Raw genomic sequence first — 19510 nt, forward strand, 5'->3', positions numbered from 1 at the left:
CGTGCTGACAGTCCACGCTGTGACACCATCCGATCGGGTTGTCGACCCAGGCAGGGCAACCATGTGTGTATCGCACAGTGGTGTCATCGATGACATTTGGCACTCCCACACACCTGTGTTTCGGGCGCCGAAGGATCCCGCTAGCTTGGTCGGTACCCGGACCGTTCGTACTGATCACGAAGTGGAGACGTTCATGAGCGCAACATCCTGTGCCCCGGCACCCGCACCGACCGTCGAACTCCTAGCGCCTGACCTGGCCGCCCTTGCCGTTGTCGCGGCACAGGGAACGGCCCTCGAAACCCGCGCCGAAGGCTCGGTGCCGGTTGGCTTTCCGACCACGACGTGCGTCACCTGGCTCTGCAACTAGACCCCAGGGGTGCGTGTCGGCGCGGCCGCGTCCGAGCCGAACATGCTCGATACCGGGCCCGAGCTGACCGTGGCCTGCCTCGCGCGGCGCGTTCTGCGGGCCGTGGAGGACGATTCACGCGACCGGCTGTGGACGGCACTGGCAGCGGTCGGCTCACCCGAGATCGTGGATTCGACGGCAGTGGTCGAGTCCGTCATGGGGGACCTGATCGCCGAACTGTCGAGGCTGATGGCTCTGCCACTGGTGCAACACTTCCACGACTTCCGCGTCCGACACGATTTTCCTGCCGACGACTCGGGAACGTCCGCTCTGCGGGCTTTCTCGCTACACGATGTCGACGAGACCGTCGCGCGCTATCCGCTGCTGGCCGGGCGGATGGCCGCGATCGTATCGGGACGTCTCGAACAGTGCGAAGCGATAGTGGCTGCATTCGTTGCGGATCGAGTCGCTCTCGTGAACGAGGGGCTGGTCGGGGCGGGTCGCCTCACCGGTATCGACTGCACACTCGGCGATTCCCACGCAGGGGGCCGACACGTCGCCCTCGTACGAATCGGCGGGCACACCGTCGTCTACAAGAGCCGCGACTTCGGTCCGGATCGCATGCTGCGAGCGTTCGTCGATGTCCTCTCCGGCCAACCCGACTTGAACCTGAAAATTCCTGTCTTCGTCGCCGGCGATGGTTACGGGTGGCAGCAGTACGTGCAGAGGGAACAGTTGCCACCCGGTGACGCTCCGGCACGAAGGTTCCATCGGCGTCTTGGGCAACTGCTGGCCCTGTTCGGTGCCATCGGGACCACGGATATCCATGTCGAGAACGTCATCGCCGACGGTGAGTTCCCCGTCCCCGTCGACGTGGAGACGTTGCTGCATCCGACTACCGAGAAGCCTCCCGACACCGGCGACCACTACGACCTGTTGGCCGCTGTCCTCGGTGACGGACCGCTCGGAACCTCCATGTTGCCGTCGTCGAGCGACTCGATCGCTGCGGTGTCCGACGTCGTCGAGCGGCCGGGCGAGGGCGCGATGGCAGTGGAGATCACCGGTGACGGGTCCGATGCGGTGTCGGCCCGCCACGTTCCGATCGTCACCACGATGGCCTCGCACCGGCCCCACCGTGGTGGGGTTCCGATCGAGTTCGGCCGATACGCAGAGGAGGTGGTGGCCGGTTGCACGGCAGCGACTCTCGCACTTCGCCGGCACGCCGACGCGGTCCGCGGCGTCATCGATGCACATACCGACGTCCAGATGCGCCGGGTACTGCGTCCGACGGCCGTGTACGCCGCGTTCCTGAACGCATCCGCCCATCCACGGTATCTGTCGAGCGACGCAGCACGCGAAGAACTTCTCGCGTTGATTCCGCCGAGTGTCGCAGGTGGGCGCGCCGCACTGACCCTGGAGCTGGATGCGCTGCGGCGAGGTGATGTGCCGCGTTTCGTGACGAGAGTGGGATCGACGAAACTGATCGAATCCGGAAACGACCGGTCGACGGCTCTGTCTCCGGTCTCGGACACCGCACGGAACCGCGCCCATCGCTGCCTCGATGCCGCACTGCGCACTCCGATCGTGGCCACGGAGCATCTCGTGAGATCCGCAATCTCGACGGTGGTTCCGGCAGACTCGCATTCGGCGCCGTGCAATGACGCGTCGTCGAGAACGGATCTGCACCGGGCAACGATCGACCCCGACGTGTTCTCGTCCCTGGCTCGGGTCACACGGCGCATTGCGGCCCGCGCGGTCTGCGCGCCCGACCGTACGGCCATCGGACTGGTGCAATCGCTACCGGCCGCCGATGGACGTGCGACGCTGGTGTCCTCGGATCGATCGCTGTACGACGGCGCAGGAGTGCTGCTTCTCACCGCCGCTCTGGCGGGCCGGTCCGAGGATGTGCGGTGGCGGCGGCGACTTGCGAAGCACACCACGTCGTTACGCGCCCTCGCCGCAGCCGCGGTCACGCGCGACGGCGTCGTCGACCCCTGCCCGTACACCGGCGACCTCGCTACGGCATGGCTGCTCCGAGAAAGTGCACGCGTCGACGGTGACGACAGCCGGGCTGCTGCGACCATCGCATCGGTTCTGGAGGCCGTTGTGGATGCGTCCCGACCTCTCGACGTCGTCGGCGGAATTGCAGGCGCGATCGCTTTGGCCGCAAGCGACGCGAGCACTGTCCCCGGTGTTCTCCAGGTTGGATCCAGGGTCCTGTCGGATCGGCTCGCGGCCTCCGGTCCGGACGACCTCCGGGGCCTGGCTCACGGGGTGGACGGGGTGGCCTGGGCGTTGTGCCGCGCCGACGCCGCCCTCGGGTCCGAGGATCACCGCGCACAACTCCTGGAACTGCTGGCTCGGCCTGTCGAGAACGAGAAGGAACCGCGTAACGCCGGACCGTCGTGGTGTTGGGGCCGAACCGGAATTCTTCTCGCGCATGCCGAGATCGCGTACCGAATGGGCGAGCGAGACCGGGCCCTGACGCTCGCAAACCTGGTGGACGCGGAATCGGCGGACAAGGACGACACCATCTGTCACGGCGAGTCCGGAATCGTCTTGGCCCTCACTCATCTCGGGGTGCTGCTGAACGCGCAGCACCTGCTCGAAGCGGCACGGGCCCGCGGTGCTCGCCTGGTTCGCACGATAGGCCGACGCGGGTATCGAACCGGGTACGGCGGGGCGGTGGCAGAACTGTCCCTGATGACCGGTGTGCCGGGCATCGTCTACGCGCGAGCGGTGGCTGAGGATCCTTTTCTGCCCAATCCGGTCGCGCTTACCGTCGGAACCGGTTCAACCGGCGGCCGACGACTTTCGACGCCGCGTCACTTTGGACGCCGAAGCCCCCGGTAGACGGCACCGCACCCGGAACAGTGCCCCGTCGCGGCCGGATTCGAGCGTGCCGCCGACCGCGCGGACGCGCTCGCGCAGGCCTTTCAGTCCGCTGCCGTTGCCGCCGTGGTGTTCCGGGTTCATCGATGCGAGTTCGGGCACCCCATCGTTGGTCACTTCGACGGTGCGACCCTCGATGTGGATGGTGCACTCCGTCGCCTCGGGAGCGTGCCGGAGAACGTTGGTAATCGCCTCGCGAATCACCCACGCCGCCACACGCGCGCTGTCTTCGTCCAGCTCGGCACCGGCATCGCCGTTGGCCTCGACGAACACCGACGCCGATCGGAGCATCATCAGTGCATCGTCCAACTCGGAAGCGAGGTCGATCTCGCGGTAGCCCCGCACCAGCGATCGCATGTCGGAGAGTGTGCGGTGTGCGATGTCGCGAGTGTCACGCACGTAGGAATCCTTGGTGGCCGAGTCGATGTCGGCACGCAGGGCCAGTTCCGACTTGAGCGCGATGGACGTGAGCGAGCGCCCTACGACATCGTGAAGATCACGGGCGAAACGCAGCCGTTCGCGTTCGATCGACATCGATCCGATGGTCTTTCGCGCGGCGTCGAGTTGTCGCATCAGACCGAAGATCCAGAGCACCAGCCGGACGTACACCAGGTTGGCCGCCACAACTGTCGCGAACAGCCAGACGGACGCCACGCTGTCGGTGATGACGAAGGATCCGGCGACTGCAGCCGATGCCCCTGCAAGCCCCCAGGACGCCGAGACGATCGCTGTCGCGAAGGCGATGCAGATCAGGATGAGCGTCGCGAGCCACGGCAGTTCGCCCGACGCGGTTCGGCCGACAACAGTACACAGCGCGGCACCGACGACGGCGACTGCGCCGTAGAGCAGGACGAAGCGTCGAAACCGCCTGCCGCGCACGTCGGTGCCGCGTGTGGTGCCGGTGATGAGTGCCGACAAGCCGAGCAACGCGGCCGCCGTGAGGCCGACGCAGATCCACGTCTGTGCGTCGGACCATTGCAGCGGGGTACGTCCGACGAACGTCAGGACCGAGCCCCAGGCCAGGAAATAGAGGGTCGACGCCACGTAGACGCTGCCGGCACGAAGGTAACCGGATCCATCGGCCCGCACACCGAGCGCCGTGTTCGCCTCGGCGGGCTCGGGGACGGATGTACGGGTGGGACCGGTGTCTCTCATACGCGGATCCTGATCTCTGGCACTGGAACGAGTCGGTTCGAATTGTGACAGTGGACCGAAGGACGGCGGAATCGAGATGGTTACATCCAGCCCTTGTCCACGGCCAGGCGCGCGGCCTCGTGCCGATTGCGTGCACCGAGCGCGGCCATCGCGGAGGACAGGTAGTTCCGAACCGTACCGACGGCCAGCTGCAGCTCCTGTGCGATGTCCACCACGGGTGTTCCGGGGAGCACGAGCCGCAGCACCTCGATCTCCCGCGGGCTCAACGGATTCTCGGGTGCAGCGATGATGGTCGCGGCCAGCTGCGGGTCGACGTAGGAGGCTCCGCCGGCGACCTTCACGATGATCTCCGAAAGTTGCTCCACTGCGGTGGATTTGGTGACGTAACCCGATGCACCCGCGGCCATGGCCTCACGCATGGTCGAGGCGGAGACGCTCGCTGTCAGGATGACCACTTTGATCCCGAGCGGCGCGAGCACGGCACAGGCCTCGATGCCTGTCATCACCGGCATGTCGGCGTCGAGCAGCGCGACGTCGGGGGTCAGTGCCTTGGCGAGCTTTACCGCTTCGGCCCCGTTGGCGGCCCCGCCGACGACGGACAGCCCAGGGCGTAGATCCATCAGCTCGACCAAGGCGGACCTGATGGTGCCTTCGTCGTCGGCCACCACGACCGTCAGATCGTCCACAGCGCTCCCGCCTCCGGTGATCTCCGCGGTCCGCCGAGCTTCGGCGACCGGTACCGAGCGAATGTTAGCGCGGCCGAGACGGTGGCACCGGACGTCCGTGCGATGCCCTCGCGGTCGCGTCGACGAGGACTGGACCGCTCACATGACATATCTCATCCCGACGGTGTGCGGTTGAACATGCCGATCGCTGAGAAAGCACACTCGTTTTCGTGTCTCTGCCAGGGCATTGTCGAAGCATGCCCGAAAGCCGGATCGCACCGGTGAACAGGAGGAAAGAATGGACAATCCGATTCTGCTGACGATCGCGGCCTGCGAGATCGGCTTCTGGATTCTCGTGCTGGGCGGAACCACCGTCCGATATGTCCTTCGGATGCGACGTACAAGCACAGTTCTCCTCTCGTTGCTGCCCGTTCTCGATATCGTCCTGATCGTCGCGGTAGCGCTGGATCTGCGCCGCGGCGGAGAGGTGTCCTTCGCTCATCAGCTCGCCGGGATCTACCTCGGATGGACGGTGATGTTCGCGCATTCGACCGTGTCGTGGCTCGACGTGCGTTTTGCTCACAGGTTTGCGGGCGGCCCGGCACCGGAGAAGGTCCCGAAGAACGGTGAGGCCGCGTACCGGCGCGAAGTGAGAGCGTTCGTCAAGTGGCTCGGAGCGGCAGTGATTGCTCTGGTGGTGACATTTGGATTGGCCTACACCGTCGCCGACGAGCAGCAGGCTGCTGCGTTGAAGAACGTCGTGCAACCGGTCGGAATCATCACGATCGGATGGTTGGTGTTCGGCCCTCTGTGGGTCAAGGGTAGGGCCGGCGCGGAGAAGGTCGGCGCACGCTGACACTCCGCAGGCGACAGCGCCCGGATGATCGGGTCGTGTGCTCTCGGAAAAACAATGGAATCAATTGCCCGAAAAGGCGCTCCGTAATACGGTGTGCCTTTTCGGCGTGTCCGAATTCTGTCGGAAAATAATCTCGAATAATTTTGAAAATGGTCTTGCATTTCTTCTATCGATGCTTTTAATGTTTTCTGTGTGGAGGTTGGCTCCACGAAACCCAACTGAAAGGGAATCTCATGATCGACGTCACCGACATCACGAAGCTGCAGACCCTCGAGTCGGACTCGGCGTCCAGCGAGCTGCTCGCCTCGTTCTCCAGCAGCGGCTGCTGACCCAGTGTGCTTGCGGGACATCCGGTTTCGACTCCGTCAGGACCGGATGTCCCGCGTCAGCATTCAGCGGTGCCGAAAGTTCGGTGATGTAAGAATTCACCGAGCGAAAAGAATCGAGAAGAACCATACTACGGACCGAGGCGAAGATGAACATTCTTATTCATGTGACCGGAACGTTGAATTCGTGTTTCCTTCCCGTAGCTCTGAACTGGCTGAAGGCTCAGCGCCCGGATGTTTCCGTGCATGTGAACCTTTCCGATAGTGCCGCGACCTTCGTCAGTCCCAAAAGTATTTCGGCATTACTGGGCTCGTCCGTTTCCATGGACCGTTGGGACGACCCCACTCTTCTCGCGAAGTCGCCGTCGCCGCACACCTGGCTCGCAGTGCACGACGCCGTTCTCGTGTATCCCGCCTCGCTGAACACCCTGGCGTGCATTCACCGGCTCGACGCCTCGACTCCGTTTCTCAGCAGTGTGCTCAGCACCCTCGCTCCCGTTGTGCTGGCTCCGAATCTTCCGCCCGGGGCCGACGCCAATCCAGCCGTCGAGACGATGCTGAACGACCTGCGTATTCGCAGCGGGGTCACGGTCATCGAACCTGTCGCTCGCCCCAGCGCGAGCGTAGAACGCGATGCGTGGGTCGCACCGCCGCTCTGGGACTGCATGTCGGTCCTCGACGCTGCTGTCGCCGGCGGCAACGATTTCGCCGGGGTGTCGGCGTGAACGACTACCTGTCCACTCTCGCTGATCGGCGCTGGTTCGCGCCTCTCGATCGGTGGAACCTCGATACCGAAGCCAATCCGCATCTTGCTGCGGTTCCGCACGGCCTCGTCGGTGCAGCTGGCACCTGTTTGCCTGCCGCGTGGAATCGCAGTACGTCCGGTCCGTGGACGGTCTCGGTACCACCGGGTCGGCAGTTGCAGGACCAAGGCTGGAAAGTTCACCTCGCGCCGTCCGTACCGAGAACTCGGGCGGTCATCGAACGAGCGACCGAACTGTGCATCGAACGGGCGATACCGTTCAAACACCTGACGCGCCTCGAATATGCATGGGCGCTCAACGGCAAGTATGCGCCGCGCGAGGCGAGCGGAAAATCGTTCGTTCTCTACCCATCCGAGGACACCGACCTCGACGAACTGGTCCGCATCCTGCTGGCGGAATTCAGTGACGAGACCGGCCCCGCAGTATTGGGCAGCCACCGAGTTCGAGGCTCGATCGTGCATCTGAGGTACGGCGGGTTTCGGCGGATCCTGGGCCGTGACCAGAACGGGGCGTCTGTTCCCGTCATCTTCGATCCGCAGGGCCGGGCAGTCCCCGACCGGCGCGGGATCACTCCCTACGATCCCGAATTTGTCACTCGCCCGGCAATACTCGACGAGAAGACCGAAGACGGTGCAACCGGTCGACCGGAATCGGCCGGAGCGGGCCGCGTCTACCGAATCAGCGGTGCCTTGCACTTTTCCAATACCGGAGGCGTCTATCGAGGCAGCGACACCGCCGGGCGTGAGGTCGTGTTGAAAGAAGCGAGGCACCACACCGGCTACGACGCGGGGATGGTCCCGGCAACCACTCGCCTGAGGCGGCAGTATGCCGCGATGCGGGCACTTGCGCACACAGGCTACGTGCCACGAGTGATCGAATATTTCACTCAGGGAGACAGCGACTTCCTGGTCTACGAATTCGCGCCCGGACAGACCTTGCAGGAGTGGTCGGCATCCCACAACCCCGCCCTGCTGCGCTCGGCACCCGACGAACCACTCTCGCGAATCGATTCCGAGCGGTTCCGAAACATCATCGACAGCATCGGCGTGCGACTGCGAGCGATGGTGGATGCGATTCACGATGCTGGTTATCTGGCGTGCGACATCCATCCAGCCAACATCATCGTCGGTCCCGGCCCGGACGCCCGGCTGTGGTTCGTCGATCTCGAGGGCGCACTGCCGTTCGGCGACGTGAAGTCCGACTTCGTCGGCGCACAGGGCTTCTTCCGCATCGGCGGGAGCGGCCGTGACATCGACAGCTACGCCGTCGCGGCGACCGAACTGTACCTGTACGCGCCCATGATGCCGATGGTGTCGTACGTCGATCAGGGTGCCGAGCGGGTGATCGATCATGCCCGTCGCACCTTCGATTTGGATGCGACGTGGACGGGCCGCATCTGTGCGGGTCTGCGTGCCGACACGGGGTCGCTGCGCGGCCGGCGCCCCCGCACACGGGAGGAATTGCTCGACGCCGCAGCCGGGTCTCTGGCGGGTGCTGTCGACCCCGACGCCGAGCACCCGGTGCAGTGCGGGCCCGCCGGATTCGAGCTGTCGGGTCGTTTCGGAGTGAGTCACGGCCTGCCCGGAGTGCTGTGGGCACTCTGGTGTGCCGGAGCCGTCCCGGACGGGCTCGTCGACCGATACGACCTGTGGCTCGGACGCCACCTCGACGTGTTCGGCGAACACCATGCCGGCTTGCTGGACGGATGGACGGGTAATTCGGTGATCGCCTCGGTACTCGGTCTCGACGACCGAGCGCAGGCGCTTGTCGAACGGATGGTCGAGACAGCAGACACCGACCGGGCGTCGATGAGTCTGCGTGCCGGGGTTGCCGGGTACATCTTGTGCGGGCTGTGGCACTACCGACGGGATTCGCGATCGATCGATCTCGAGATCGTCGAGAAGTCCGCCGACATCCTCGTGGAGCGGGTCCATGAGGCGTTTCGATCGGCGGCCCCGATACCGACCGGATTGCTGGGGGGCGCATCGGGGATCGCGCTGGCGTTGGGACGAATGCACCGCGTGATCCCCAAGGACGACTACGCCGACACCGTCCGAGCTCTGCTCGACCATGAAGCTTCCACCTACCTCGACCACGAGAGCGGAGCGGCCCATCACTGGGACGGACACAGCCGCCTTCTCGCGTATCTCGATCGCGGGAACTGCGGATTCGTCGTTGCAGCAGATGAATTGGACGACCTGTCCACTCTCGATCATCGGTTTCTGGGGCAGGTCCAGCACGGAGCGTGCTCGCGGATCGGTGTGGCGCCCGGCCTCTACACCGGCATCGCCGGCGGCATCGTCGCCAACGCACATCTGCTCCGCTCGAGGGCATTCGACGAGGCGCACCTCGATCGGTGCCTGGATCAGATCGTTCCTGGCGTGGACGCCTTCTGTGGAGATGTCGCCGGCCGAGTGGCGGCAGCCGGAGCGGGAGCGATCCGAGCGCAGGACGATTTCGCAAGTGGCACAGCGGGTATCGTCACCGCCCTCGCACTTGCGACCGGACGAACGTCCTCGTGGCTGCCGGGGGTGTTCTGACGATGCACGCCATCGAATCCCAGCCGGAGCCACTCGCCGTAGTGACGGGTGGTTCCCGCGGCATCGGCGCGTCCCTGTGCCGAGCTCTCGTGGCTCGCGGGTTCTCGGTCGTGTTCTGCTATCGCGAGAAGCAACGCCGCGCAGATTGCGTGGTCTCCTCGATCCGGGCGCAGTATCGGCACAGCGACATTCGCGCCGTCCGAGCCGACATCACGACGACATCGGGCCGGCGTGCGCTGACCGCCGCCGTCACGGCCCGACACACAACCCTCGACGTACTGGTGCTCAACGCCGCAGGCGGGATGGAGCACGGAGCGCCCGAGGGGTACGCCGATCTGGTCAATGCGGACGCGCAACTGGCTCTGGTCGAGGAACTCGATTACCTCCTGACCCCGAGCAGTGCGGTGCTCTTCATGACCAGCTTGCAGTCGCATCGGTACGGATCAGTACCGGAGTTCGACAGCTATCGCCACATCGCTGCGAGCAAGCATCGCGGGGAACAGCTTCTGCGACGCAGGTTTTCGGTAGTCGGATGCTCCACCCCCCTGCACATCGTCGTCAGTGACATGGTGGAGGGCTCACCCGCCGCCCATCTGATGGATCTGCGTGAACCCGAGGCGGCGGCCGAACGCCGTCGCGAGGCTGCGGCGCGCGGCACCGGTCTGCCGACGGTCGAGGACATCACGCATTCGGTGGGGGCCATCGCTGTCGCAGCGAGGGAGCGGACCGCGCCCGACACGCACTCCGGCATCGAAATTCACGTAGTCGAAAGGAGACACCGATGATCACCCACCCCTGGCGTCGCTCGGCGGTCGCCTGCACTCTGGCGAGTGCGGCATTCCTGGCCACCGGATGCGCCGTCGTCAACAGTTTCGGCACCACCGAGGACCGGGCAGCAGGTGAGGCCGCGCAGCAGGCAGTCCTCTCCGGACTCGGTGCCGCCTCGTTCCAGGATGCCTGCGGCACGGTCGACTGGGCCTGCGAAGTGGACCGTATCGGTGCGGAGTCCGCGGCGGTGGTCCGCGTCGAGTCGTCCGTCACCGACTCGCGGTGGGAGCCCGCAGGCCGCGGTGCACGGGCAATCATGGAGTATCTGCGCGACGATCCCGCGAACAGTGCGGTGACCGTCGTGAAATTCGTCAACGCCGACGGTGCCGTGCTCGACACCGCGGACAAGGTCACCTACCGAATCGGCGACTGCACCCTTCCGTGTGGCAGCCCGAACGGAGGCTGAGATGCGCCGAACACAATGCGACGGTGCGCTGATGCAAGGGCATCGCACAGCCGATGCGATCGAGGCCGCGTCCGATCGCATCACCGACGTCCTCACCGAGATCGCCACGTTGGACAGCGTCCGTACCGAGATCGACGACACGATTCACCTCCTGCGAACCGCCCACGTCGAGGCACCTGCGTACCGCCGAGCGGATCGCTCGAACCGGCTGCGGGTCTACCTGCCGTCCAACAACGCCCTGTACAGCCTCGGCCTCTTCATGCTGCTGCCGGGATTGTTTCTCGACGACGTACTCGTACGGCCTGCCTCCCGCATCAAGAAGCAGTACCTTGCCCTGCAGAACGTACTTGCCGACCACCTGCCGGACCACGTTCGGATGCGTGACTACACGCAGCGCGAGTTTCTGGACGTCTCGCACGGCTGCACAGTGGTGTTCAACGGTCGACCCGAGAACGGCTATCGACTTGCCGAATCGCTGAACGACTCCACCTTCCTGGGCTTCGGTGCCGGGCCGAATCCGGCCGTCATCGGCTCTGCGTCGGCCCCGGGTGCCCTACCGGCCGCGTGCGAGAGTGTTGTGCGAAGTCGGATGTACAACAACGGGCAGGACTGTCTGTGCCCGGACGTCATCTTCGTCCACTCCTCGGTTGCGGACGTCGTGGTCGACACGATCGTGTCCCTGCTCGGTGACATCGCGGTCACCGCGGACAATCGGACACCGGGTCTGGTCAACGTGCCGTTGCTCGACGATGACGCCTACCGCCAGTTCCGCAATCAAGCTCACGCACTGCGCGACCGAGTGGTGTGGACCGGCGAGACCAGTGGTCATCCGACACACGCGCCGATCACTGTGGCCGTTCGCGACATCGCCGAGCTGTCGGCCGAATGCCCCGAATACTTCGGTCCGATGTTCGACATCGCGATCTACGACGACTGGGCCGACGTCGAGAACTACCTGCACGGGGATCCCGTCGCCGCCGGCGGAATGTACGTTTTCGGTTTCGGCGAACCCGCGCTCGAGCAGAACGGGACCATCGGAACTTTCCGTAACACGTTCGGTGTCAGTCCTTTCGACTACGAGGACGGACACCTGCCCTTCGGCGGTCACGGCGTTCGGTCGTCGTGGGTACAGCACCGAGGCGGCTCGCCGGTCGGCCGTCCCATCCTGCTTTCGGCAGAGCTCGAGCGGGCCGCGGTCCAGCCGAGGGCGGTGGCATCGTGATCGGCCGTTCTGTCCGCACCGAACTCGGCGAGCTCGACTTTCTACGGTGGAACACGCAGGTGGGCAAACACATTGCGTCCTATCTGGCTCAGCTCGACCTCGACCCGGATATCGAGTCCGACCGGTGGCACGCCGACGTGGTTGTGGCGTCATCCGAGTTGATCGACTGGACCGCAGCAGAATACGCGGCCGTCGAGAAGTCCGAGCGTCCCGCTCTGCCCACCGAGGTACTCAACGCCGACGGGTGCCGAGTCTTCGGCCGCCTCACCAAGGCGGGGTGGGAGGGAGCTGCACTGGTCCTCGGAGACGATCCGGCGACTGCCGAGCTGGTGCTCGAATCGCTGTCGGAAAGCACCGGATGTCGGCTGGGCATTCTGGTCGAGGTGATGCGTGAGAACGCGGACGCGAACTCGTGGTCCATGACCGTCACCAGCATCGGTGAACAATCGTGAGCCCGGGTGCGATGCATCCTCATCGGCTCGATCCTGCCGCAGTGCGCAGCGCTCGCGACGCGCTCGTGCGGGTCCCGACCGCTGGACGCGCCGTGCTCGCGCCGGAAGACCCGCAGGCCTTCGTGTACGTCCACGCCGCGAGCCGGGAGCTCGGACTGCCTCTGGTCCTCGGTGGTCCTTCGCGTCAGCGGGCTGCGTTCACCGTCGCCGAACGTATCTCCTTCGCGATGCCGACCGTCGCTCCATCGGTGACGGTCCAGATCGCCGCATTCGACGCCGACGCACCCTCGGACACCGCTGCGCTCGCCACGTCATCGGGGACGCTGGGCGTGGCGAGATACTCGCTGTGGTCGAACGACTCGCTCGACTATCAGCTGCGGGCGACGAGCGAGCGGCTCGGCACCGAGCCGACGAGCAGGTACGGGCTGGCGCTTTCCCCGACGAGTTCGTACGGATTCAGCGTCGTCAATCTGGCTCACGCAGGTGGCTGTATGCCGATCATGTTCGCGCCCACCTCCTTCTCACACATCACCGCCGCTCTGGTCGCGGGGGAGCTGTCGACTCTCGATACCGTTCCCGGTGTCTGGCGCTATCTGGCAAGTGCGATGCGTGAGGACAGGGCTTTGCTCGACTCCCTGCGTCGCCTCGAGGTGCGTGGTGTGGGCGGCGAGGTCGTACCCCGGGCACTGGTCGAGACGTTCGCCGGCGCCGACGCACCGTTGCACAACGGATACGGTCTGACCGAGGCCGGCCCCAATGTCTCCATTTCCTACGGCGCAGGCTACCGGGAGCACTCGGTGGGCACGCCCCTGCGCGGCACCGAGGTTCGCGTGTCGGTCGACGGGGACATCGAGGTACGCAGTCCCAGTGTGGCCTCCCGCGTGTGGCATCCCGGTACCGGTCGCGTCGTGCCCGCGCCCGATGTTTCGCACGACGGGTGGTTGCATACAGGCGACGTCGGGCGCTTCGACGAGTCGGGCGCGTTGGTCGTCGTCGGACGCAGCGACGGGATCTTGATCGGTAACGGAACGAAACTGCACTCGAGCATTCTCGAGGACCGCCTGCGCGACGTTTCCCGTGATGTCGTCGATGTGACTGCCGTACAGGTGGACCCGCGCGGCCGAGGCACGCCCCGCTTGGTTGTCGCACTCGTAGCGGGGCCGGGTGCAGGCCCCCTGGAACCGCATGTGGCGGCGTACCGCGAGCGGATTCGATCGTTCCCGGCTGGGTTTCGAGTCCGCGATGTCGTTTCGATTGCGCAGCAGCATGTTCCGATCACCGATTCGGGAAAGTTCGACCGACGAGGGCTCTCTCGAATCGTCTCGGACTACCTCGGAGGGAAAGAGGAGTCACCATGTACGCGAGTATTCTGAATTACGCGGTGGCAAGCCCCGCGCCGCGCCGGACCGGTGAAGTCGGTCCGTTCGATCCGGGACCGCACACCATTCGCACGAGTGCCGATGCCTCACGCGAGGACATGCTCACAGCATGTGAATCGCCTTCTCGAAGCGAATCCCGATGTAGCCGAAGACCATCGGATCCCCGTCGTGACCGCAGCGCAGGCCCCGGGCACTTCTCGGCCGGAAAATGTCGAGGACTACGGACTTCCGGCGGGACGGCTGCACCCGGCACTGGCTGGACAGTCCGTCCGGGGTAATACGCGTCGGCACGCTGTTGTCTCCCACGCCTGTGCGTCCGGCGGTCTGGCCCTCGCAGTTGCCGCCACCATGGCGAAATCGGGCGCGGCGAATCGCGTTCTCGTAGTTGCCGCCATGACACCGAGGTTCATCGAATCCGCCGCGTTCGCCAGTGCCGGCGCGCTCTCTTCGGAAACCTACTGTCGGCCTTTCGACACACGCGCCGACGGCACCGCGTTGGGTGCGTTCGCAGGGGTCTTCCTCGTCGGGCCACCCGGAGTGCCGGAAACTCCGCAGATCGGTGGTGTGGGTATTCGGACCCTCGGCAGCGGCGCTCAGTCGGACATCGACAGTCAGGCCACATGTATGCGAACCGCGATCGGTCGGTCGCGCACTCGAATAGGTTTGGTATCGGCCCATGCGACCGGAACCACGCACGGTGATCGGGTCGAACTGGACGCTATCGATGCCGCGGTGACTGCCGACAACCCCGATGTGGTCACCACATCCTGCAAGGGCGAACTCGGCCACTCGGTGCACGCGGCCGGTCTGGCGTCGACTGCACTCGCCCTCGAATCCCTGCGGAGATCGAAGCTTTTCGGTACGACGCACTTGAAATCTCCCATTCGGTCGTCCACCGCAGTCCTCGGCGAGGGGGAGGTGATCGATGCGCCCGACCTCACCACAGCGTTGGTGAACTCCTTCGGATTCGGAGGCAGTTCGTGCTCGCTGGTGGTGCATGCTCCTTAGTTCGATAAGGCCATACCTGGTCCGAACCGTCAGTGCAGGAATCGTTTTCGTCACACATGGAGGAGAATCGACATGAACGCCATCGATACCACCGAATTTCTCGACTTGTTCGCATCCGAGGTCGCGCGTATCAACGATCTCGATGACGACGAGGTGACCGTCACGCTCGACTCGGAGATCGGCAACGATCTCGACATCGATTCACTGGGCGTCCTCGAAATCGTCCTGCAGCTGCAGGCGAAATACCATGTCTCGATCGCGGAGGAGGACGTGCGGAGCGTAGTGCGGGTACGCGACTTCGTGAAACTGATCGAAGAATCGTCCGATCCCGCATCGGCCTGACTTCGGGAGGCAATCGTGACGACCAAGCTTACGACTCCGATCCTGACCGAGTCCGACAGTGACAGGGCAGTCCGCACACTGTGCGCGGCTCCAACGTCCACGGTGACCACACGTGGCCCTGGGTGGATGCGTGAGGCAGATGCCCGGCGCATCGTGACCGACGCGGCCGTCGCGTTTGCGGTCGGTACCGACAACGGAGGTGGGGGAAAGGCCCGGGACGTCACTGCGGTCGCGAATACCGCTGTGATTCATGCAGATCGGATGCAGACGCCCGGTCATTTCCGACTGGACCTGTGGTCCGCGGACGACGACGAGCTGCGCAGGCGTGGCGTGGCACCGATACTGGACGAGGCCGTTCGATTGCTCTGTTTCGGTGTCGAGGTCAGCCGCATCGACATCACGTTCGGTGTGTACAACGACGTGATGCTGCAGGCGCTGCTCGATTCCGAGGGATTTCGATGTGAGGGCGAACTGCGAGATCGATTCTTCGCCGCGGGACGATATTGGAACGGGGTCGTGTTCTCGGTGACCGGTGCGGGTCTCGCTCGATTTCGATCCGGCGAGGGCGAACTCGTCGAGCGCCACCGGCGCATCCGAGCACGAATCGTGGACCGGATCCGTACGGATATCGATGGGCCTGCCCACACCGACGGGAGGACCGAGGCGTGAATCTTCACGGGGCCTGGACAGAACTTGTCGCCCACGATCCGCGCGAGCACGCCGAGGTGTATCGACGGGTGTTCGACGCGGGCTCGCAGCGTTTGTTCGCAGGCAGTTCGGTGCGTCCGCTCGGTGCCACAGACATGGCCACCGACTCGTCCGCTGTGCGGTTCGGCACCATCATCCGCAAGTCCGAGAACATCCATCCCGAGGGATCGAGGACCGGCGCGGCAGGAATTTTCCATTGCAGGGTCATCGGTTCGGGTGTGTTCCATCTCGGAGTGGTTCTCGCCGACCCGGAAGACTGGGGAAACGGGCTCGGGATGGATGCCATGATCGCGTTGCTCCGATATTTGTTCCACACCGAGAATTGCCGCACGTTCGAGATGTTCGCCGGGGTACACAACACCAACACCGTGCGCATTCTCGCCAACGGAATGGTCGATCCGGAGGCAGTGTGGCGGGACTCGATCGCGGACGGTCCGGTCCTACGAGATCTGGTCGTCGGATCTCTGACGGCGAAGGACTTCACCGACGCGGGTTACCTGCCTACCGGCTCCGGCCCGCGCGACCCCGCTCCCACCGACGAACTGTGGAAGTCCGTGCGTGCCGGACTGCTCCAGGAGGCAACACCATGACCGCTCTCGACACCGGACGTTCGATCACACTGTCACAGAGAATGATCGACACGTTTGCCGAAGTGACCGGTGACCATCAGTGGCTGCATGTCGACACCGACCGCGCGGCGCGGTCCTCCTTCGGAGGAACGATCGCTCACGGAATGCTCGTCGCGTCCTTGATTCCGACGATGGTCGGCGACGTCGTCGACAACGACGAGTCCGTGCAGGCTTTCGAACGCCGATGTGCGGGCGCGGTAGCGGTGATCAACCTCGGCTTCGGCCGACTGGACTTCGCGTCACCGGTACGCGCCGGAACTGCCATCGGGGTCGAGGTCACCGGGATCGACACGCAGTCGAATGCCGATGCACTCGATGCCCGAGCCGAGTTCGTGGTGTGGGTGCATTCTTCTCGATCACGTATCGCCGCGGCCGGGACTCTTCGGCTGCGGTATCAGGCGGAGTCCTGACCCAGCCCAAGCCGCCGTCCTCGAACAACGAAGGGACCGAACATGACCCGCCTGTGGAAGCACGTGCTGGCCCGGCTCGAAAGCGATGGACCTCGCCTGTACTGCGGTGTCGTGGGCGACGATCCGGACCTGCTGGACGAAGCTCGCCTCGGTGGCTCCTTCGCGGTCGGATTCCGAGATCAGCGCACCGCAGCCTGTACGGCAGCGGGATACGCGCGCATGTCGGGTCGCGCCGCAGTGGTGACACTCCACAGCGGACCGGGCTTTCTTCAAGCGCTGGTTGGTATTTCGGAAGCGTATTCGACCCGGACGCCGATGCTCGTGATCACGGTGGCCTCGCGTGAGTCCGAACGGGAGCGCGGTGGATTCCAACACGTCCCGGTCGAGCGCTACGAGGAAGGACTCTTTGCCGACGTCCACTTCGCGCGGTCCGCGGACGACCTGGACCGCGCCCTCGCGCGCGCAATTCATCTGGCCGAGAATGCGTGCAGAGCGCCGGTGCACGTCATCGTCGACGCGGACCTCGTCATGCACGGCGATGCACCGACAGTGCCGTGGCCATCGTCGACTCCGATTGTCGTGCCTCGACACGACGCAGAGACGCTGGCACCGGTCGTGTCTGCTCTGCGTGAGGCCGAACGGTCGGTACTCGTGCTCGGCGGTGGGTGCAGGGCGTCGAGGAGCATCGACGTAGTACGTTCCGCTGCAGCTCGATTGGCACATAATTCCGGGTCGTCCGTATTCGTGACAGCCTCCGGTCGTGGGTCGTTCCCGGAAGACGACCCACACTTCGCAGGTGTGATGGGGCTCTATGCACCGATCGAGGGTCTACGAGCTCTCGAAGCGGCCGACCTGATCGTCACGGTCGGTAGCCGACTCGAGGAGACAGCCCGTATGGGGTGGACTCTCGACCCGTCGACCACCGTGATCCAGGTCGATGCAGACCCGGGGTCGTTGGTCGGTTCGGTCCCCGTCTCCACGACGGTCGTCGCGGATGCCGGAGAGTTTCTCGCGGTGACGGCGCAGGCCACCGAAGGCGGTCAAGGAGAGGTCTGGTGGACGCCCTTCGCTGTTCGGCCCTTCGCAGACACCGGCGACGTCCTCGACGCTCCGACGGTCTGGCAGGAGCTGTCTCGTGCACTACACGATCACGATGTGGACGTTCTCGCGCAGGAGAACGGGCTGGCCGATCTGTGGGGGTACTACGCTCCGGTGTGCAGGATCCCGTCCCGCGTCGTCACCCTCGCTCCCGGGGAGCAAACCGCCTTGGGATTCGGCATCTCCGCCGGGCTCGGGGCAGCACTGGCCGGCGCACGAGTGCTTGCGGTCGGCGGCGACGGAGCTTTCTCGGTCAACCTCACGACTGTGACCACTGCCGCCGAGAACCGGGCCGACATCATGTTCGTCGTGCTCGACGACGGCGGGTTCGGTTGGCCCGCGTCGACCCGCAGCGATACCTCGTTGGCTGAGTTCGGCGTTCCGTCCGGGGCGAGTGCAGTCGCCGACGCATGCGGGATCCCCTGCGAGAGAGCGTCGTCGGTCCTTTCGCTACGCGAGTGCCTCGATCGCCTCACTCCGCTGTCCGGTCCCCGTTTGTTGGTCGCGGATATCGCGGCACGCGTGCCTTTCCCACCGGAGGACGGGAGCAAGGCATGACCGCGGGAGTCCGTGCTGTCGATTCCGGTGCCGTCGATTTCGGCACGGCCATCCGGGCCACCAGAATTCGAGTGACACCACAGGGGCCGTGGACCTGGACTCGAACGGCCCCAGATCCTGCTCATCCGTTCTCGGCTCTACCCGTGGTCCCGTTCACCTCGTCGTCCGGGCACCGTGTGGTGGTCGGTGACGGTGACGATGTGGTGCGCCGCTATCGGCTTCCCGCCCGTCACACACTGGCGGTATCGGATCACGACTGGATGACCACGGTTGGGCAGTGGGCCGAAGTGCTGGCGGAGTTGCACCGACTACCCGTCGTATCCGGTTCCGATACCGATCCGCCGGCGCGCACCCGGCTTCGATCCTGGTGGTCCGAGCCCGATCTCGGAGATCGCCGACGCAGCGCAGGTCGCGCGGCGGTCCTCGACGGGCTCGATCGTCGGGTGCGGGATCGTCTCGACGATATTCTCACCGTCGATCTCTCGATCGGCGGCAGGCTCGTTCACGGCTGGGCCGATATCGGCTACAGCGTCGCCGATCCTGATGGTCGCCTCGTCGTGATGGCGGGTGAGGACGCGGGATGCGCCCCCCTCGAGTTCGATCTGGGGGCGCTCGTCGCGCAGTTCACGACGCACGCGGTCTCGTCTCCGGTGCAGTCGGCGATGGTGCCGAGCCGACTCACGCGAGCCTTGGTGACTCGGTACACCGCATCGGGGGGGTCGGATGTGGACCCGCAGGCCCTCGACGATTTCACTCTCGAAACCCTCGTTCGCAACATCGCCGACCGCACGTGGTTCACTTCGTACGAGGACGTCGAAGTCGTTCGCTGCATCGCCGTCGTCAACGGAATCGGGTCTCGCCACTGAAACGTTCCTCGGAGGGGCGGATTGTCCAGTCATCGGGCAATGTCGACGCGAGGTGAGCAC

Annotated in this window: 19 protein-coding genes; 17 read left to right on the plus strand and 2 right to left on the minus strand. The window is 65.0% G+C overall.

The window, feature by feature from the left end; genetic code table 11:
- The first annotated feature begins 193 nt into the window (after positions 1-193).
- Both AC5WEY_RS08045 and lanM read left to right on the plus strand, forming a co-directional pair.
- Entirely contained in the window at positions 194-367 is a 174-nt protein-coding gene (locus tag AC5WEY_RS08045; protein ID WP_495645386.1) for a hypothetical protein, read from the plus strand.
- Positions 368-376: 9 nt separating this feature from the next.
- Entirely contained in the window at positions 377-3199 is a 2823-nt protein-coding gene (gene lanM, locus AC5WEY_RS08050; protein WP_495645387.1) for a type 2 lanthipeptide synthetase LanM, read from the plus strand.
- On the opposite strand, the gene AC5WEY_RS08055 is transcribed toward lanM, so the two are convergent.
- Together AC5WEY_RS08055 and AC5WEY_RS08060 are read right to left on the minus strand one after the other, a co-directional pair.
- Positions 3140-4393 carry a sensor histidine kinase gene (locus tag AC5WEY_RS08055; RefSeq protein ID WP_495645388.1) on the minus strand — a complete coding sequence of 418 codons (1254 nt, stop codon included), beginning with the start codon at positions 4391-4393 and terminating at the stop codon, positions 3140-3142. The genes lanM and AC5WEY_RS08055 overlap by 60 nt on opposite strands.
- A gap of 80 nt (positions 4394-4473) precedes the next feature.
- Complete coding sequence (locus AC5WEY_RS08060; RefSeq protein ID WP_495645389.1) at positions 4474-5079, minus strand: response regulator; 606 nt, start codon at positions 5077-5079, stop codon at positions 4474-4476.
- Between the two features lie 277 nt (positions 5080-5356).
- On the opposite strand from AC5WEY_RS08060, the gene AC5WEY_RS08065 reads away from it, so the two are divergent.
- From AC5WEY_RS08065 to AC5WEY_RS08135, 15 genes are all read left to right on the plus strand, one after another.
- On the plus strand, positions 5357-5914 hold the full coding sequence (locus AC5WEY_RS08065) for a hypothetical protein (protein ID WP_495645390.1): 558 nt from the start codon (positions 5357-5359) through the stop codon (positions 5912-5914).
- Between the two features lie 454 nt (positions 5915-6368).
- On the plus strand, positions 6369-6965 hold the full coding sequence (locus AC5WEY_RS08070) for a flavoprotein (RefSeq protein ID WP_495645556.1): 597 nt from the start codon (positions 6369-6371) through the stop codon (positions 6963-6965).
- Positions 6962-9544 (plus strand): class III lanthionine synthetase LanKC N-terminal domain-containing protein, encoded by a 2583-nt coding sequence (locus AC5WEY_RS08075; RefSeq protein WP_495645391.1) that lies wholly within the window; start codon positions 6962-6964, stop codon positions 9542-9544. Before AC5WEY_RS08070 ends, AC5WEY_RS08075 begins: the two co-directional genes overlap by 4 nt.
- On the plus strand, positions 9523-10329 hold the full coding sequence (locus AC5WEY_RS08080; RefSeq protein WP_495645392.1) for an SDR family oxidoreductase: 807 nt from the start codon (positions 9523-9525) through the stop codon (positions 10327-10329). The genes AC5WEY_RS08075 and AC5WEY_RS08080 overlap by 22 nt, the downstream gene beginning before the upstream one ends.
- Complete coding sequence (locus AC5WEY_RS08085; protein WP_495645393.1) at positions 10326-10778, plus strand: hypothetical protein; 453 nt, start codon at positions 10326-10328, stop codon at positions 10776-10778. The genes AC5WEY_RS08080 and AC5WEY_RS08085 overlap by 4 nt, the downstream gene beginning before the upstream one ends.
- 1 nt (position 10779) lies before the next feature.
- Positions 10780-12000, plus strand: a complete 1221-nt coding sequence (locus tag AC5WEY_RS08090; RefSeq protein ID WP_495645394.1) for an aldehyde dehydrogenase family protein — start codon at positions 10780-10782, stop codon at positions 11998-12000.
- Positions 11997-12452 carry a hypothetical protein gene (locus tag AC5WEY_RS08095; RefSeq protein ID WP_495645395.1) on the plus strand — a complete coding sequence of 152 codons (456 nt, stop codon included), beginning with the start codon at positions 11997-11999 and terminating at the stop codon, positions 12450-12452. Before AC5WEY_RS08090 ends, AC5WEY_RS08095 begins: the two co-directional genes overlap by 4 nt.
- The gene (locus tag AC5WEY_RS08100; RefSeq protein ID WP_495645396.1) at positions 12449-13825 is read left to right on the plus strand and encodes an AMP-binding protein; all 1377 of its coding nucleotides are present in this window, start codon (positions 12449-12451) and stop codon (positions 13823-13825) included. The genes AC5WEY_RS08095 and AC5WEY_RS08100 overlap by 4 nt, the downstream gene beginning before the upstream one ends.
- Before the next feature lie 117 nt (positions 13826-13942).
- Complete coding sequence (locus AC5WEY_RS08105) at positions 13943-14839, plus strand: beta-ketoacyl synthase N-terminal-like domain-containing protein (RefSeq protein WP_495645397.1); 897 nt, start codon at positions 13943-13945, stop codon at positions 14837-14839.
- Positions 14840-14911: 72 nt separating this feature from the next.
- On the plus strand, positions 14912-15181 hold the full coding sequence (locus AC5WEY_RS08110) for a phosphopantetheine-binding protein (protein ID WP_495645398.1): 270 nt from the start codon (positions 14912-14914) through the stop codon (positions 15179-15181).
- Positions 15182-15196: 15 nt separating this feature from the next.
- Positions 15197-15850: a hypothetical protein gene (locus AC5WEY_RS08115; protein ID WP_495645399.1), complete on the plus strand. Its 654-nt coding sequence runs from the start codon at positions 15197-15199 to the stop codon at positions 15848-15850.
- Positions 15847-16479 carry a GNAT family N-acetyltransferase gene (locus tag AC5WEY_RS08120; RefSeq protein WP_495645400.1) on the plus strand — a complete coding sequence of 211 codons (633 nt, stop codon included), beginning with the start codon at positions 15847-15849 and terminating at the stop codon, positions 16477-16479. Before AC5WEY_RS08115 ends, AC5WEY_RS08120 begins: the two co-directional genes overlap by 4 nt.
- Entirely contained in the window at positions 16476-16928 is a 453-nt protein-coding gene (locus AC5WEY_RS08125; protein WP_495645401.1) for a MaoC/PaaZ C-terminal domain-containing protein, read from the plus strand. The genes AC5WEY_RS08120 and AC5WEY_RS08125 overlap by 4 nt, the downstream gene beginning before the upstream one ends.
- Before the next feature lie 42 nt (positions 16929-16970).
- Entirely contained in the window at positions 16971-18584 is a 1614-nt protein-coding gene (locus tag AC5WEY_RS08130; RefSeq protein ID WP_495645402.1) for a thiamine pyrophosphate-binding protein, read from the plus strand.
- The gene (locus AC5WEY_RS08135) at positions 18581-19450 is read left to right on the plus strand and encodes a hypothetical protein (protein ID WP_495645403.1); all 870 of its coding nucleotides are present in this window, start codon (positions 18581-18583) and stop codon (positions 19448-19450) included. Before AC5WEY_RS08130 ends, AC5WEY_RS08135 begins: the two co-directional genes overlap by 4 nt.
- Positions 19451-19510 lie beyond the last annotated feature (60 nt).

The sequence above is a fragment of the Rhodococcoides sp. S146-33 genome (assembly GCF_059489205.1).

Coding starts and splice junctions, on each gene's coding strand:
- AC5WEY_RS08045 (WP_495645386.1), top strand. CDS start 194: ATGAGCGCAACATCCTGTGCCCCGGCACCCGCACCGACCGTCGAACTC.
- AC5WEY_RS08055 (WP_495645388.1), bottom strand. CDS start 4,393: ATGAGAGACACCGGTCCCACCCGTACATCCGTCCCCGAGCCCGCCGAG.
- AC5WEY_RS08065 (WP_495645390.1), top strand. CDS start 5,357: ATGGACAATCCGATTCTGCTGACGATCGCGGCCTGCGAGATCGGCTTC.
- AC5WEY_RS08085 (WP_495645393.1), top strand. CDS start 10,326: ATGATCACCCACCCCTGGCGTCGCTCGGCGGTCGCCTGCACTCTGGCG.
- AC5WEY_RS08090 (WP_495645394.1), top strand. CDS start 10,780: ATGCGCCGAACACAATGCGACGGTGCGCTGATGCAAGGGCATCGCACA.
- AC5WEY_RS08110 (WP_495645398.1), top strand. CDS start 14,912: ATGAACGCCATCGATACCACCGAATTTCTCGACTTGTTCGCATCCGAG.
- AC5WEY_RS08125 (WP_495645401.1), top strand. CDS start 16,476: ATGACCGCTCTCGACACCGGACGTTCGATCACACTGTCACAGAGAATG.
- AC5WEY_RS08130 (WP_495645402.1), top strand. CDS start 16,971: ATGACCCGCCTGTGGAAGCACGTGCTGGCCCGGCTCGAAAGCGATGGA.
- AC5WEY_RS08135 (WP_495645403.1), top strand. CDS start 18,581: ATGACCGCGGGAGTCCGTGCTGTCGATTCCGGTGCCGTCGATTTCGGC.